The organism is Desulfovibrio sp. X2, from assembly GCF_000422205.1.
In the GTDB taxonomy this organism is placed as follows: domain Bacteria; phylum Desulfobacterota; class Desulfovibrionia; order Desulfovibrionales; family Desulfovibrionaceae; genus Alkalidesulfovibrio.
Genome location: NZ_ATHV01000063.1, coordinates 95,232 through 110,637, shown reverse-complemented (window position 1 = coordinate 110,637; position 15,406 = coordinate 95,232). Strand labels below are relative to the sequence as shown.

The window sequence follows — 15,406 nt, the reverse complement described above, 5'->3', positions numbered from 1 at the left end:
TGGATGATTTTCATCCAATTAAGGGCGGCCTCCAGATCCCGCCCTATAAAAACATCAGTCTCTCCCTGCCGCGCATTCAAGGTCACCTCCCCGAGGCATGACCACTACGCAGCAGTCACCTTTTCTCGGGAGAATTTCAGCCTGTGGGTTTCGTTTAGCGCCGTTTCGCCGTCTTGCAGCCAGGCGCGCAGGATCCCTGCCCGGGCTGGGTGGCGCAGCTTGCGCAGGGCCTTGGCCTCGATCTGGCGGATGCGCTCGCGGGTCACGTGCAGGATGCAGCCGACCTCCTCGAGGGTGTGCTCCGTGGCATAGCCGATGCCGTAGCGCATGCGCAGGACAAACTCCTCGCGCGCGGTGAGGCCCTGCAGCGCCGTGCCCACGATCGTCCTGAACTCCGTCTGCTCCATCTCCTCGGCGGGCGCCACGGCCTTCTTGTCCTCGATGAAATCGCCCAGCGACGAGTCCTCCTCGTCACCGATGGGCGTCTCGAGCGAAATGGGCTCCTTGGCGATCTTCAGCACCTTCTTGACCTTCTCGAGCGGGTAGTCCATGCGCTCGGCGATCTCCTCGGGCGAGGGGTCGCGGCCGAGCTCCTGCACCAGGTAGCGCGAGGTGCGGATGAGCTTGTTGATGGTCTCGATCATGTGCACCGGGATGCGGATGGTGCGGGCCTGGTCCGCGATGGCGCGGGTGATGGCCTGCCTGATCCACCAGGTGGCGTAGGTCGAGAACTTGTAGCCGCGCTGGTACTCGAACTTGTCCACGGCCTTCATCAGGCCGATGTTGCCCTCCTGGATCAGGTCCAGGAACTGCAGGCCGCGGTTGGTGTACTTCTTGGCGATGGAGACGACCAGGCGCAGGTTGGCGCGGATGAGCTCCTGCTTGGCGCGCATGGCGGCGTCGTTGCCGCGCTTGATGCGCCAGAGGACTTCTTCGAGATCGAGCACGTTGTGGCAGCACTTGTCCTGCAGGCGCACCAGGATCTCCATCTTGCCCGCGAGCATCTCCTTGTAAGAGAAGAACTCCTCCACGGTGAGGCCGAGCGCGTCCGCGGCCTTGACCGGGTTCATGTCGCGCGCGTCCACGGCGCGGAAGATCTCCTGGATCTCGGCCTGGGTCTTGCCCGTGGACATGATGTAGGCGGCCAGGTCGCGCTGGCAGTTGTGCATCTGGCGCACGTAGTCCTCGACCGTCTCGATGATGCGGTCGATGAGCGTCTTCTCGAGCTTGATGTCGCGCAAGCGGATGACGATCTCGTCCTTGAACCCCATGATCTCGTGCTGCACGGCGGTCATGCGGCGGCCGAGCGTGGCGCAGGAGTCGAGCTTCTGGTAGATCTTGCGTTTCTTCTTGAAGACGGACTTGATCTCCTCGAGGAGGTGGATGACCCGCTGGCGCTGGTTCATCTCGTCCTCGGAGGGGTCGTCCTCCTCGATGGTCTTGACCACGTCCTTCAGCTTGATGCGGCCGTTCTTCAGGTCCTGGCCCACCTGGACCAGCTCCTCCACGGCGATGGGCACCTCGACCAGGGCGAAGAGCACGTCCATCTCGCCGGACTCGATCTTCTTGGCGATGACCACCTCGCCCTCGCGGTCGAGCAGCGGCACGGCACCCATCTCGCGCAGGTACATGCGCACGGGGTCGGTGCTGCGGGCGGCATAGTCGGCCGCGTCCTCGCTCTCGTCCGCCGTCTCTCCCGCACCTTCGCCGAGGTCGAGAAGAGGCATGGCGTCGCTCCCCGCCACGTTCTTCCCGTCATCCCTCTCCGAATCCACGACGACGATGCCCCACTGCTCGAGGAGGGAGACGATTTCCTCCATCTGTCCGGCCTGCCCTGTCGCGGCGGGCGCCCCGGGCAGGGCCGCCCGAATCTCGTCCAATGTGACGCGCCCCGTATCCCTGGCCCGCGCGATGATGTCCTGAAGCCTGCGAATATCCCCCGCTGTGTGCATTTGCGCCTCTCTGTCGGCGGTTGAGGTCGAGCCCATCCTGTTAGCCGATCAGGAGCGGAAAGTTAACGAAGCGGATTTTTTGTGTACCCTGAGGGGTTGTCCATGAGGGGCGGGACCTGAAGTATGGCCGAAAACGTCACACAGCGGGGAGACAGGAAGCGGGAAGGGAGCGCGGCGGAGAGGTGCCCGCCTGGGGCTGGCTGTTTCCTGGGCTGTGGCCGGTGGAGCGGACGCAAAACAGGAGGCAAAGGCATGGGAAGCGATCTGAAGGACGTCGTAGATTACATGGTCATGGACGAGGAATGGGGGCACGGACTTTCGCTGCGCACCGAGGCGTCCTGCAGGGACGTGCGGGCGTTCCTGGAGGCGAGAGGCGCGAAAGACGGGGACGGCGCGACGGAGAGGCGACGGCGCGGGCCACTCCTTGAGGCAGTGGACATGGTGATCCTTCGGCGCTTGCGGAGGGTGAATCCGGAGCGGGGGGCGGTGCTGATCGTGCCGGCAGAGGAGGGCGCTTTGCAGGGCCTGGAGGAAGCCGTGTCCCTGTGTGATTTCGTCTTCCTGCTGCGTGGCCCGGGTGACGAAGCAGCGGCGGAACGTGCGCTGCGCGCCGGAGCGTCCGTGATCGGCTGCCACGGGCAGCCGGGATGCGAGGAGGATTTCGCTGAAATGCTGCTGCGCGCGTTCCTGATGCCGGATCTCATCTGCGTGGACTTGGCGGACCTCTGGTGCGTCGTGGGCGGACGGCAGAACCGCCTGGTCGCCGGCCGTGGCCGGGATTTCGACGAGCTTTCCGCTGCCTGGGCGGGATGCTGCGAGGCGATGGCCGCGGCAGGGGCCACGCGCTGCTTCGCGCACTTCTCCTTCTCCGACGAGATCGCAGCCGACGCGGTCATGGAGATGGTTTCGCGACTTGCGGACGCGGGATCCAGGATCCTCCCGGAGGATGGAACCGTCTTCTTCAGCCTGTCCGTGCGGTCTTTTCCGGAAGGCGTTTCGACCTGCTGCGCGCTTTTCGGGCAGTAGCAATCGGGGGCAGGCGATGCTGATCACGGAGGACAACGTCTTCAGCCACAGGCGTGATCCCTATTGCCTGTATATCCGGGTGCCGTACGGAGAGGGGGAGCAGGGCGTCCATGTGCCGTTCCCGTCCCGCGCCCGCAGATGGATCGTGTACAGCCTGGCCAACTGGCGGGCCGGCCTCGAGTGCTCGCGCTGGGCAGGCGGCTGGAGCCCCCTGCCCCTCGCTTCCGATCCCGGGCTCGTGCTCCTCAACGAACAAAGCGCCCGCTGCGCCGAGGGGCCGCTCGCCGCATTCCTCGAACGCATCCCGGCCGCTGCGCGCGAGGCTGCGGCGCCGTTTCGCCACCTGCAACTGACCGCCCTGCGGCTGCTCCGCCTCAATCCGCGCGCCGCGGACCTCGCTAAGGACTGTCCTGCGCTGTTCTGGCTGCTCTGCCGGGATGCCGGCAGAAACTTCGCGCGGCTGCCCGCTGCCGCCGCGGCAGCGGACCTGAAGCGCAGGGAGATCGTCCGCCGTCTCCTCGGGGGCGACTGTGTCCTGACGCCGGAATTCTTCCGTCGCGTGCGCTTCCATGCCTTCGATAGCGACGAGCTCGATGGACTGGCGGCCTTCGTGCGAGCGGAGAAGGGGAACCGGGCGGTCCTTCATTGGCGGACGGTCGATCCCCGGACGCTGCGGGAGTGCTATCTCCCGGGCAGGCCGCGACTGCCGCCGCGGGTTCTGGCGCAGTGCCAGGAGGAGGGGATCGACGGTCGCCAGATGGCGAACCTGCTCACGCTCTTCGCAGACGCCCGCAAGATGCACGAGAGGCTTCACGGAGAGGCGGGCGGACGCGACATCGGCAGTGCAATGCGGACCTGGCGCGACCGCCACGATGTTGTCCGCTTCCACGACAGGCTGGTCGGCGAGACGGCCCATGGCTGGAAGGAAGGAAACCTCGTGCGCTTCCCGCAGCCGCATCTGCCGGGCAGCGAGCACATCGTGCCCCTGCGCGATTCCCATGAGCTCTGGGAAGAGGGATGCGTCATGCTGCACTGCGTCTATGCCTATCTGGAGGACATCCTGGCGGGCGCGATCTCCGTCTACAAGGTCCTCCGGCCGCAGCGGGCGACGCTCGCCATCGGCGGGTCGCGGCTCTTCTCCCCGAGGCTGCTCGAATGCGCGCTTCATGCGAACGACGCGCCGAACGAGGAGACGATGCGGGCGGTCGCGGCCTGGATGGGGTCCGCGAGTCGCCCGAAGGGGGAAGCGGCAGGGCGGAAGGCTACTTGTATTTGACCTTCAACGTCATTTTCCCCTGGTCGCTTGCCGTCGCCCTGGCGGGAGAGTCCCCGCCGTCCGGCGGCTCGATGGAGACGCCGCCGCTCGCCTCACTTCCGAGCTCTAAGGTGTCCACACCGGATTCGCCGCCCGCCTTGATGACGTCGACGCATTGGTCCTTTTGCTCTTGCAGGACGTTTTTGGCGGAAAAACCGGTGATCTTGCTCCAGGTCACGAGAGACAGGGCAGAACTCATGACGCTCACCACGAGAGGGGCTATCGTTCCGAGCTGTTTGAAGACCTCGATGACGTTTCCCTGGCCGAGTGAAGACGTGCGAGCGAGACTGCGCTTCTTCATGCGTGTCGTCTCCGGATTTAAGGTTGTGATGGAATTTTTTCGTCGTCATACCAGCACAGCGCTTCCGAAAGCTCGCCGCGCACGGCGTCGGCAAGCTCCCTCGGTTCGAGAATCTTCGCCCCGCAGCCGCAGGAGAGCACCCAGCGGAGTATATCCCCCCGGCCGGAGGTCGTTAACCGCAGGACGAGGGAGCCGTCGGGATTGTCGGTCCACTGCCCGGCGTAGCGTTTGCGCTCCCTGACGTAGGGGGCCTGGTCGGCGGAGAACCAGATGGTCGCCTGCACCGGGTCGTCGAGGATCAGGTCGTGGGCCTCGGCGAGGCGGGCTTCCGGGTCGAAGTCTTCGGGCGGAGTGAAGCCCGCCTTTTCCCGCTTGAGCGCGGCGATGCGCTCCAGGGCCAGGATGCGGATGTCCCCGTAGTCCGTGGTCCGGACGAAGGCGTAGAGCCCGCCGTGGCGCTCGAAGACATGCAGGGGGTCGATGCGAAAGCGCGAGCGCCGACCGGTGGAGAAGGAGTCGTAGGTCACGCGGCAGCTCTTCTGCTCGAGGGTGGCCCGGATCAGCTCCTCGATGATCGCCTCCTTGCCCGCGTAGTCCTTGGCGTCCTTGTCCTGGGCGACGAAGAGCGTGCGCACCCGGTCCAGCTTGGCGAAGAGATTGTCCGGCAGCAGGCTGCCGATCTTCCGGAAGGCGCTGTCCGCCGCGGTCCCGATCTCCGTGCCCCTGAGCGCGGCCATGTCGCTCTTGGCCAGGTAGAGGGAGATGACCTCGGGCACGGTCAGCTTGAGCTCGGGCAGCTGCAGGTTCGGCAGCTTCTTCAGATAGCCGCTCTCGAAGCGCCAGGTCTTGCTCTTCCCCTCACCGCGCTCGTCGTAGATGGGAAAGCCCAGGTCCTGCATGGTGTCGAGCAGGCGGTAGACCGAGCGCCGGTCTATGCCGAGCTCCTGCCCCAGATCCCTGATCCCCGCCCCTTGGGGGCGGGCGATCAGCTCGATGGCGCGGAGAAGTTTGACGATGTTGTGGGGACGCATGGGTGTCTTGTCTATAGTTCGCTTGTTTTTTTGGCCTTTATTATTTTTTCTAAACTGGTGTATCGTTGCCTTTGTACAAAAGCGGTGTTCCTTCCAGACGCACTTTTCGTATCATTAATTATTGGGCCATCAAGTTGTACATAACACTTATGTTTGCCTTCTAAGATTAGTATCTTCCTTCTGTGGTCTGTCGGATCGGAAGGTTCGCTCTCAAATATTTTTTTGAACAACTTCCTTGCTATTTCAACATCATCAATTTTGGAATGTTCATTGAATTTAGAGAAAGAATCTTCTGTATCTTCAATCGAAACAGAGTCCATGGCCGCAATAATTTTCGGAACGGACTGAAGAACTGCTCCGTTTTTATAAAAGGCAAGATGCTCAATCCCGTCCCTGAACCATCTATTTTCTTGGCAGATATACGCACTATATCCATCTGTATCAAGGCGTATATATTTATTCCATGCTGTACCAGCAGGTATTATGAGGACGTTCATCTCATTTGACGTCAATAAATTTTCATTTTGAATTAACATCTGAAACTGCCTTAAAAGAAATATTTCCCGTTCAGATAGGATGTCCATCTGATTTTCATCTTGTGTGCCATCGATGATTGTGTTGATTGTTTTGTATATCATATCAAAAGATATCCATTTCATCGATATGTCCCCACTCTTAATACGAAAGAACCATGGAGGGCAGTTCGCATCAGGCGTAAGATATATTATAATCGCATTAGTGTTTTTTCTTGGCGAACAATTTTCTTCTGAAAGTCTTGAAATATAATTATTAAGTTGATCGCTGGCATCAACATTTCTATCAACTTTTGTTTCCAAAAAAATATCATACTTCATTGTTATCGTTGCATCAAAGGAAATTCTTGCGTCGTCATTAATATGAGTGTGCTGGTTTTTAATACTAAAAATAGTATCATCATCGTCTTCTAGAAGAAGCGAAAAGAAATTATTTATTTGTATCAGTGAGAGATTACCCAAAACAGACATCAATGATGAGGTAATGAAATTCTCTTTCTGTCTGTAGCTCGAAAAAACACAATGGTTCATGAAATTCTCCTGTTTGTTATAATAATTAATCCAGATTTGGAGCGTGTGACAGCCGTATAGATTATGGCGTTGTCCGTGTTGCTGCCAGCAGGTGCCTCAATGTAGAGAATCTTTTCGAACTCGCTCCCCTGGCTCTTATGCACCGTCATGGCGTAGGCGACCTCGTGGTCGGGCAGGCGCAGGGGGCTGAGGCTCCTGTAGCCGCCGCCGGACCTGGGAAAGAAGACGCGCGGGGGGGCGTCGCGCGACTCGCAAAAGACCAGGCCGACGTCGCCGTTGTACAGGCGCAGGGCGTGGTCGTTCTTGCGGATCATCACGGGCAGGCCGTGGAACCAGCGCGCGCCCGGGGCGGCCAGGCCGTCGGCCTCGAGCAGGGCGCGCACGTGGGCGTTCAGGGCGGATACGCCGTAGGGACCTTCGCGCAAAGGGGTGAGGATGCGGAACGACTCGAGGAGCCCGAAGGCCTCGTCCAGGTCGGTGCTGCGGCAGCAGGCGGTGTAGGGGGCCAGGGCCAGCTCGCGCAGCAGGGCGGGCAGGGCTGCGGGACGCGGCAGATCGCGCAGCACGACCCCGTCGAGCCCCTGGCGCGCGGCGTCCAAGGCTTCTTCCACGCGGCCCTCGCGCACGAGGCGGCTCAGGAGGCCGATGCCGCCCGTGTCCGAGAAGCGGTAGCTCCGCGTCAACTGCACCATGCAGTCGGCCAGCGGCGGCGCGTCGGCCGCGATGCGCACCGAGGCCCCGAGGCCGCGCGCGAGGCCGGCCTCGCCCAGGTAGTCGCGGGCGTGCGCCTCGCTGCAGAGCGCCGGGTCGCCCGCGGCGCAGATGTCGGCCAGCACCGCGCCCGGCTCCACCGAGGCGAGCTGGTCCTTGTCGCCCAGGAGGACCAGCCGGGCGTGCCCCGGCAGCGCCCGGAGCAGGCGCGCCATGAGCGGCAGGTCCACCATGGAGACCTCGTCCACCACCAGGAGGTCGCAGGACAGCGGGTCGTTCGTGTCGTGGCGGAATATCCCCCCGCCAGGGGACGCGCCGAGCAGGCGGTGCAGCGTGGCCGCCTCGCGAGGCAGCAGGGCGCGGACCTCCTCGGAGCAAGCGAGCGTGTCCACGGCCCTGGCCATGGATTCCGAGAGCCTGGCCGCGGCCTTGCCCGTGGGCGCGGCCAGGAGGATGCGCAGGGCTGGCGCGTTGTCGGCCCCGTCCGTCTGCCCTTCCCGAGCGGCCGTGAGCAATGCGGCCAGCAGCCGGGCCACGGTGGTGGTCTTGCCGGTGCCCGGCCCCCCGCTGACCACGCAGAGCTGCCGGCGCAGGGCCGTGAAGGCGGCGAAGCGCTGCATGTCCGCCTCGCCGTTCGCCTCCTCCTCGCCGAAGATTCCGCGCAGCACGCCATGGGCCAGATCGACGGGCACGGCGGGCTGCGGCCGGGTCGCGGCCATGCGTGAAAGGCGGCCGAAGACCTCCTGCTCGAAGGCGAAGTAGCGCCGCAGGAAGAGGCGCGCGCCCCGGATCACCAACGGAGCGAGCCCGTCCGGCCCGCCCACGCAGGAAAACTGCGACAGGAGCTCCGGCCATTCGGTCACGGGCGGCAGCCCGGCCTCGGCCGGCACGAGACACAGGGGCTCCTCGCCTTGGCCCTCGGCGGCGAGGTCCAGCCGGGAGCGGCCGAGCCCCACGGCGGCGCTCGTCAGGGCGGCGGCTGCGGCCAGCAGGGGATCGTCCCGGCCCTCGAGCCGCAGGACGAGGGCCGCGAAATGGGCGTCCAGGAGCGCGATCGCCCCGCTCGCCAGGAGCAGCGGCAAGGGCGCGGGCAGGGCCGCGTCCAGCCGGGAGCCGAGGGGGACGGACGGGCGCGACATCACGACGGCCTCCCTGTGAGTGCGGCATCCAGGGCCGCGATGGCTCCGGGGCCGGGGCGGTCGAAGAATACGCCACAGCCCGGTCCGTTGGCCGGGTCCACGCCGCGCAGGAAGACGTAGGCCACGCCGCCGAGGTCGCGGCCCGGGTCGAAGCCGGGAACGCGGCGGGCCAGATGGCGGCACAGGGCCACGAGATAGATGTGGTACTGCAGGAAGTAGCTGTTCGCGGCCATGGCGCGCCCGAGCCTCTCGCCCCGGTAGTCCTCGGCCGAGGGGCCGAGGCGGTTGGATTTCCAGTCGAGCAGGTAGTAGCGCCCCTGGTGGCGGAAGACGAGGTCCATGAAGCCGCGCATGTAGCCCGCGAGGGGCGCGAAGGAGAGGCGGCCGATGCGCTCGGGAATGCCGCCCGGCAGGGCGGGCAGCTCCAGGGAGGCGTAGGCTCTGGCCAGGGCGGCCGGGGTCAGCCCGCTGACCGGGAAGTGGAACTCGAGCTCGCAGACGCGCTCGTGCATGGGCACGTCGCACAGACGCACACCCTCCTCGAGCTCGGTCTCGACCACGTTTCGCGCCATGCGCGCCACCCCGTCCCGCCACTCGGGCGCGAAGCCGTGGCGCGCCAGGGTCTCGCCAGCCAGCCGCTCCACCTCGCCCTGCTCGGCCGTGAAGTCCAGCCGCTCGAAGAGTTCGTGCAGCATGGTCCCGGTGCGCGCCCCGGCGGGCAGGTCGCGGATGGGCGAGGCGAGCTCCCCGGTCCCGGCCGGCAGGGACGCGTCCGGCTCGTCATGGGCCATGCTCGAGAGCTGCGTGAAGCTGCCCACGCGCCGCGCGCGGACGACCCTGCGCTTGGCGCGGCGACAGGCCAGCGCGGCCGGGTCGATCCGTCCTCCCCGGGCGGCCAGAAGCGCGGAGACGTCCTCGCCCGGCTCTTCGGGAAGCTCCGAGACGGAGATGTGCGGGCAGCCCTCGGCCAGCCCTTCGAGAAACGCGCCGACCTGGGCGTGCGTGATGCCTTCGTGCCGCACCTCGAGCGTCGTGAGAAGGTCGGCGGGCGGCGTCTTCTCCCGGCCGAGCAGCAGGTAGTCCAGGGCGGACGCGCCGTGGGTGTTGGCCTTGCCCCAGGCGAGATAGCAGCGGTTTCGCGCCCGGGTCAGGGCCACGTAGGCCAAGCGAAGGCTCTCGGCCACCTGCTCCCGCTCGGCCACGGCCGTGCGCGCGGCGTCCGCCGCCGGGTCGAGGAGCAGCCTGCGCTCGTCGCCGTCCGGCACCACGTCGCCCTCCCGGACCTTCGCCTCGCGCAGCAGGAAGGGCACGAAGACCACGGGATACTGCAACCCCTTGCTGGCGTGGATGGTCACGATCTGCACGGCCGCGTCGTCGCTTTCCAGGCGCAGCAGATGCTCCTCGGGCGCTCCCTCTTCCTCGGCCCTGGCGATGCAGTGCCCGAGCCAGGCGCACAGCCCCCGGGGCGAGAGGCCCGCCGCGCGCTCCTGGGCGTGCAGCAGCTCCATGAGATGCACGATGTTGGTGATCGCCCGCTCGCCGTCCGGCGAGGCCGCGATGCGCGCTCGCGTGTCGTCGCGCGCCAGGAGGCGCTCGAGCAGGGCGACTACGCCCGCACCCTCGAGCGTGTCGCGGAAGTCGGCGAAGCGGGCAAGCCACTCCTCCCAGGCCGCGTCGTCGCGCGCGAGCAGTTCGAGGGCCGGCGCGTCCAGGGCGAAGAGCGGCGTGGCCAGGGCGCGGCGCACCGCGCCCGCGTCCCCGGGGTCGGCTGCGGCCGCGAGCACCCGCTGCAGATGGCGCGCCTCGTCCGAGGCGAAGACCGAGCGCTGCGCCGCGGCCACCGAGGGGATGCCGAGCGCCGCGAGGGCGGCACGCGCCTGGTCGCCCTCCCTGTGCGACTGGACCAGGACGGCGAAGTCACCCGGGGCGAGCGGCCGATCGTCGAGGCTCGCCCTGCCGCGGGCGGACAGCCGCAGCAGGCGCGCGACCTCCCGGGCCACGGCCCGCGTCACCTCCTCTCTCCATGCCCCCTTGGCGACGGGTTTCTCCAGGCTCTTCGGGTTCGCCACATGCCAGACGTGCAGGTGCGCCGCTTCGCCCCTCACGCGAAGCCGCGGCCACTCCTTCTCGGGCGAGTCGGACGGCGCGTAGGCGATCTCGGGCAGCACGAAGGGGGTCGGATGGGCGGTGAACAGGCGGTTCACCGCCTGGGTGAGCTCGGGCTCGGAGCGCCAGTTGCTGCGGATGGTGAAGACGTGGTCCGCCGCGTCCGTCGCCTTGAGGTAGGCGTGGATGTCCGCGCCGCGAAAGCTGTAGATGGCCTGCTTGGGGTCGCCGATGAGATAGAGCGCCCGGCCCGGGACCTTGAACAGGCTGCCGAAGATGGCGAACTGCACGAGGTCCGTGTCCTGGAACTCGTCCACCAGGGCCGCGCGCAGCCGACCGCGCACCGCCTCGACCAGCGCCCCGCCGCGCCCGGAGCGCAGGGCGTCGCGAAAGCGCGTCAGCAGGTCGCCGAAGGACTGGGAGCGGCGCAGGGCCTTGCGCGCGGCCAGGTCGTCCGGCAGACGGGCGGCGAACTCGGCGTCCAGGGCGCGCAGGCGGCGCGCGTACGACGCGCCGAGCCGTTCGGCGAGGTCGAGGAGGGCATCGCAGAGGTCGAAGAACGGGTGGCTGGGCGCGGTCTGGCCCTTCTTCGTCGCCTTCGCGATGGCGCGGCGGGCGAAGAACGCGACGCACTCCGGGAGCTTCACCTCCCACTGCCCGTCGGACAGGAAGGCGTACATCTCCCGGCCCCTGGCCGCGATCCTCTCCGGGGTGTAGCTCCGCTTGTTCAGCACGTCCGAGGAGGACAAAAGTCCCAGGATGCGCTCCATCTCGGCTTCCCAGGCCGCCTTGGCGCGGGCGCACGTCGCGGTGAACTCCCGCTCCTCGCGGTCCATGGGCGCCTCGGTCCCGGGCGCGTCCACGAGCAGGTCCGGGTGGTTGAGGCAGCGCCAAGCCAGGGAAGCGTAATGCCCTGGCCCGGAGTCGGCCAGGACGTGGCGCAGGAACATGGGGGATGCCTCCACCATGCGCCTGCGCCAGAAATCGCGGGCCGACTCCTCCACGAGGTCGCTCAGGTCCGTCGCGAGCTCGATTCCGAAGGGCGCCCCGGTCTCGAAGGCATTCTCCTGCAGCACCCGCTGGCAGAAGCCGTGGATGGTGAAGATCTGGGCCGTGTCGAAGCAGGAGATGGCCTGGCGCAGGATCGCCGCCGCCTTCTCCCGGCCGCAGCGAGCGAGCAGCTTTGTCAGGAAGGGATCGTCCCCGGCGTTCTCGTCGCGCGTCGCGAGCAGGGCCTCGCGCAGCCGCTGGCGGATGCGTCCGCGAAGCTCCCCGGTGGCCGCCACGGTGAAGGTGACCACCAGGATCTGGTCCACCGAGAGCCCCTGCTCGAGCAGGAGGCGCAGGTAGAGGGCCGTGATGGCGTATGTCTTGCCCGTGCCCGCGTTGGCCTCCACGAGGCAGGTGGCGTCGAGCGGGGCGGCCAGGAGGTCGAGATCGCGGACCTTGCCGACCTCGCAGGCCTTTTGGGGGGCCGCGGTCCGGGTCATGCCTCCTCCATGTGCGCGAGGAGCGGGGCGTAGACCCGCTCGGCGATCTCGGCGAACTCCGGCCCCTCCAAAGGCGAGGAATCGGCCCCGCCCTGGCCCGCGAAGCAGCGGCGGAGTTCGGCATCATCCCCCTCGCCTGGCACGGGGCTGAAGGCGTTGCCCTGCCATTTCGTCTTGGCCGCTTTTAGGGCCCCGTCCATGCTCTCCATGCCACCCTTCTCGACGAAGGCGCGGGAGCTTTCCGGGAAGAAGGGCAGGGGGCGGCGAAGCCCCTCGCTGAAGAGGTCGGCCAGCTCGCCGAGGATGCGGCCGGGGTTTTTCGGCCGGGCGAAGCGCACGGCCTCGTCGCGGCCGACGAGCAGGGTGGGCCGGGCCAGGTCCGGGAACGAGGCCGCGAAGAGATGGTCCAGCCAGGCGGAGAGCAGGTCCTTGCCCTTGATCGAGGACGGGCGGAAGCGCAGCAGCAGGCCGCCCTCAGCTCCGTCGTAGAGGTTCGCGAGCCGTCCCGGGACGTGGCGCGCACCGAGGCGCGCCTCCCGTTCGACGGGCGGCACGGGTGTGCGGTCGCCGAGCTTTTCACGCACCAGCCCGGCCAGCCGTCCGGCCTGGGCCATGAGATTCTCGGCGACCACGTCGCCGAGCGAGCCGGGCGGCACCAGTCCCCCGGCGTCGAGCAGGGCCCTGGTCGTGCCCGCATCCTCGCCGCGCAGCAGCCGGGCGACCAGGTCGTCGAGCAGGAGATAGTTCGCCAGGGCGTCCGGTCTGGTCAGCTCCTCCACGTCCGCCATCTCCGGCCGCTCCCGCTCCGGCCGGAGCCCAAGGCGTTCGGCGAGGAAGAACGCGGCCGGCGAGCGCCAGAAGCGCTTCAGCCGCTCGAGGGTGACCACGGCCGCCTCCCCGGCTGCGGACGGCAGGGGAGCGGGGCAGAAAGCCGGAAGGGGAGCGCGGCCGAGCGAGGCCCGGGCCGTGCGCAGGCCGCTCTCGGAATAGCTGAAGAGCCGCTCGTCCGCGCCGCCGAAGTAGGCGGGATGGTGGCCGTGCAGGCGGTGGACGACGCGCGAGCCGGCCCCGCTCCCCGGGACCAGTTCCTCCAGCAGGTCCAGGAGGTCGGAGACGAGGACGCTCGGCGGGATTTCCTCGCGGCTGCGCAGGCCGAGGCCACAGTAGCTCACGTGCAGCCTGTCGCGCGCAGCGAACACCGCCTCCTGGAAGAGCTGCCGGTCCTCGTCGCGCGGCGAGCGGCCCGGGGTCAGCTCCGGCCGCGCGGCGAGGAGGTCGAAGCCGGGCAGGCTCTCGCGGCGAGGGAAGTCCGCGTCGTTCATGCCGACCAGGCAGACCACCCGGGCAGGCACGTTGCGCAGGGCGGCCAGGGAGCCGAAGAGCACGCAGCCGACCCCACGCCCGGGCGCGAAGGTCCCGGCCTCGGCCAGGGCACCGGCCAGCAGGTGGGCCACGCAGTCGGCGTCGTACTCTCCCGAGTCTTCGGAGCCTTGGACCTCTCCGGCCCTGTCGGGAGGCGCGAGGGAGAGAACGGCCGCGCGCACGGCCTCGATCTCCTCGGCCAGAGGACCGTCGGTGTCGAGAAAGCGCTCGACGATCTCCAGGAGAAGCCCGCGCCACGCGGCGAGGTCGGCCGTCTTGGCCGTCTCCTCGCGCAGGGCAGCGAGCGCGGCCACGAAGTCCGCGAGCCCGCCGAGCGCCCGGGCCGCGAGCCCCTCGGGCAGAGGGCAGGGAAGCAGGCCCCCGAAAAGCTCCTCGCAGCAGTCCGGCATGGCGTAGCCGAGGAGCAGGCGGTCCAGACCGAAGCGCCAAGTGTTGCGCTGCTCGGCAGGCAGGTCGAGGGCGGCCTTGTGCGCGGCGTCAAGCCCCCATCGCACGCCCGCCTCGCCCACCCAGGCGCGCAAGGTCTCGAGGTCGTCCGGCCCGAGCCCGAAGCGGCCGCACACGGCGGGGCTGCCGAGCAGGTCCATGACCCGGGAAGCCTCGAGCCGCTTCGTGTGCAGCAGCAGGAGATCGAGGAGGGCCGTGGCGGCCCTGTTCTCCCGGCCGAGACGTTCCGCCAGGGCGAAGGGGATGGCGTGCGCACCGAAGGCCGCCTCCACGTAGGGGGCGTAGCGCGTCATGTCCGGGGCCATGACCAGGATATCCCCGGGGTCGAGGTCCGGGTCGCGCTCGAGGAAGTCCCGCAGGCAGTCGCGCAGGACCTCCATCTCGCGCATGGGGCCGTGGCAGCAGTGCACGCGCAGGCTGTCGTCGGCTGCGGGCCCAGCAAGAGGCTCGGACAGGGGGGAGCCGTTCAGGGCGGCCTGGAGCGCACCAAGGCGGGTCTTCGGGAAATCCGGAGGCGGAAGGTCCATGACGCGCGCGCCGTGCTCCGCGAGCAGGGCCACATGCCGCTCGCCGAGGTCCGCGAAGCGCGGCGAAGGCTTTTCGCCCTGAGCCGGGCCGAGGTGGTGGACGGTCACCGCCACATGGCGCGCAAGGGCCGCGAAGAGTCTGGCGTAGGGCGGCGGGAGCGCGGCCACGGCGAAAACACCCACGCCGGAGGGCAGGAATTCGGTCAGCCCGGCCGGGGCAGGCCCGTCCTCGAGGCGCTTGACGAGCCGCGAGAGCAGGGCGCCCCGGTGCTCGCCCTTCCCTTCGGCCAGGGCGCGCCAGAGGTTCGCCTGCCACGCTTCGTGTCCGCCCGCTCCTGTGAGCGTTCCTGCTTCCCAGGCAGCGGGCATGTCCGGCGCATAGATCAGGCAGGCCTCCAGGGAGGCGGCGATGCGTTCGGCGAGCTGCAGCCGGGAGAGGAGGTCCACCCCCTCCATGTAGCCGCGAAGCGGCGCGAATTCCTTTTGATGGAGCAGACGCGGGAGCAGGGCGTGGATGCGGCGGGCCAGGACGCGGGGGGAGAATGCGTCGCTCGCGGGCGCGCCCATCACGGCGCGCATGAGCCGGTAGGCGAAGGCGGCCGGGAAGGGAAACGAGACGCCCGCGCAGACGCCCTCGCCGTCCGCCATGGCCAGGCGCAGCGCCTGCTCAACCGCGCGGCTCTGCACGACCACGACCTCCGGTGCGAAGGCCGAGACAGGGGTCTGCCTGTGCGCGAGCCAGGCCGCGGCGAGATCGTCGAAGGTCGCGGCGCGGACGACCGAGAAACCGGCGGTGCGATGGGCCATGTCTCCCTCCCCCTGCCGTCCGCCGGGAATGCCCGTCCGCGCAGGCTGTTCCGGATGCGAGCGGCGGCTTCTGGTCTACAATTCGCCATCGATAGAAGGCAAGCTGT

The 15,406-nt window shown here is 67.5% G+C and carries 8 protein-coding genes and 1 pseudogene; 2 read left to right on the top strand and 7 right to left on the bottom strand.

Annotated elements, in window-relative coordinates:
* Window positions 1–173: 173 nt before the first annotated feature.
* Window positions 174–1,988 (bottom strand): annotated as a pseudogene (gene rpoD / locus DSX2_RS14125) (RNA polymerase sigma factor RpoD); the annotation flags it as partial.
* Window positions 1,989–2,204: 216 nt separating this feature from the next.
* Between rpoD and DSX2_RS14120 the strand changes: the two are divergent.
* The gene (locus DSX2_RS14120) at window positions 2,205–2,978 is read left to right on the top strand and encodes a hypothetical protein (protein WP_020881662.1); all 774 of its coding nucleotides are present in this window, start codon (window positions 2,205–2,207) and stop codon (window positions 2,976–2,978) included.
* Window positions 2,979–2,994: 16 nt separating this feature from the next.
* Entirely contained in the window at window positions 2,995–4,254 is a 1,260-nt protein-coding gene (locus DSX2_RS14115; RefSeq protein ID WP_020881661.1) for a PcfJ domain-containing protein, read from the top strand.
* On the opposite strand, the gene DSX2_RS14110 is transcribed toward DSX2_RS14115, so the two are convergent.
* From DSX2_RS14110 to DSX2_RS14090, 6 genes are read right to left on the bottom strand one after another with little or no spacing between them, the layout of a single operon-like run.
* On the bottom strand, window positions 4,241–4,594 hold the full coding sequence (locus tag DSX2_RS14110) for a hypothetical protein (protein WP_020881660.1): 354 nt from the start codon (window positions 4,592–4,594) through the stop codon (window positions 4,241–4,243). The two genes, DSX2_RS14115 and DSX2_RS14110, sit on opposite strands and share 14 nt — an antisense overlap.
* A 17-nt stretch (window positions 4,595–4,611) precedes the next feature.
* Window positions 4,612–5,625, bottom strand: coding sequence for a YafY family protein (locus DSX2_RS14105; protein WP_020881659.1), 1,014 nt, complete (start codon window positions 5,623–5,625; stop codon window positions 4,612–4,614).
* Between the two features lie 11 nt (window positions 5,626–5,636).
* Complete coding sequence (locus tag DSX2_RS18400) at window positions 5,637–6,689, bottom strand: PD-(D/E)XK nuclease family protein (RefSeq protein WP_020881658.1); 1,053 nt, start codon at window positions 6,687–6,689, stop codon at window positions 5,637–5,639.
* On the bottom strand, window positions 6,686–8,539 hold the full coding sequence (recD, locus tag DSX2_RS14100; protein WP_020881657.1) for an exodeoxyribonuclease V subunit alpha: 1,854 nt from the start codon (window positions 8,537–8,539) through the stop codon (window positions 6,686–6,688). The genes DSX2_RS18400 and recD overlap by 4 nt, the downstream gene beginning before the upstream one ends.
* Window positions 8,539–12,135, bottom strand: coding sequence for an exodeoxyribonuclease V subunit beta (recB, locus tag DSX2_RS14095; RefSeq protein ID WP_020881656.1), 3,597 nt, complete (start codon window positions 12,133–12,135; stop codon window positions 8,539–8,541). Before recB ends, recD begins: the two co-directional genes overlap by 1 nt.
* A complete protein-coding gene (locus tag DSX2_RS14090) occupies window positions 12,132–15,299 on the bottom strand; it encodes an exodeoxyribonuclease V subunit gamma (protein ID WP_020881655.1) in 3,168 nt (1,055 codons plus the stop codon). Before DSX2_RS14090 ends, recB begins: the two co-directional genes overlap by 4 nt.
* Window positions 15,300–15,406 lie beyond the last annotated feature (107 nt).

Excerpts from the sequence above, each read along its gene's own strand:
- recD (WP_020881657.1), bottom strand. The coding sequence starts at position 8,539 with ATGTCGCGCCCGTCCGTCCCCCTCGGCTCCCGGCTGGACGCGGCCCTG.
- recB (WP_020881656.1), bottom strand. The coding sequence starts at position 12,135 with ATGACCCGGACCGCGGCCCCCCAAAAGGCCTGCGAGGTCGGCAAGGTC.
- DSX2_RS18400 (WP_020881658.1), bottom strand. The coding sequence starts at position 6,689 with ATGAACCATTGTGTTTTTTCGAGCTACAGACAGAAAGAGAATTTCATT.
- DSX2_RS14115 (WP_020881661.1), top strand. The coding sequence starts at position 2,995 with ATGCTGATCACGGAGGACAACGTCTTCAGCCACAGGCGTGATCCCTAT.
- DSX2_RS14105 (WP_020881659.1), bottom strand. The coding sequence starts at position 5,625 with ATGCGTCCCCACAACATCGTCAAACTTCTCCGCGCCATCGAGCTGATC.
- DSX2_RS14120 (WP_020881662.1), top strand. The coding sequence starts at position 2,205 with ATGGGAAGCGATCTGAAGGACGTCGTAGATTACATGGTCATGGACGAG.
- DSX2_RS14090 (WP_020881655.1), bottom strand. The coding sequence starts at position 15,299 with ATGGCCCATCGCACCGCCGGTTTCTCGGTCGTCCGCGCCGCGACCTTC.
- DSX2_RS14110 (WP_020881660.1), bottom strand. The coding sequence starts at position 4,594 with ATGAAGAAGCGCAGTCTCGCTCGCACGTCTTCACTCGGCCAGGGAAAC.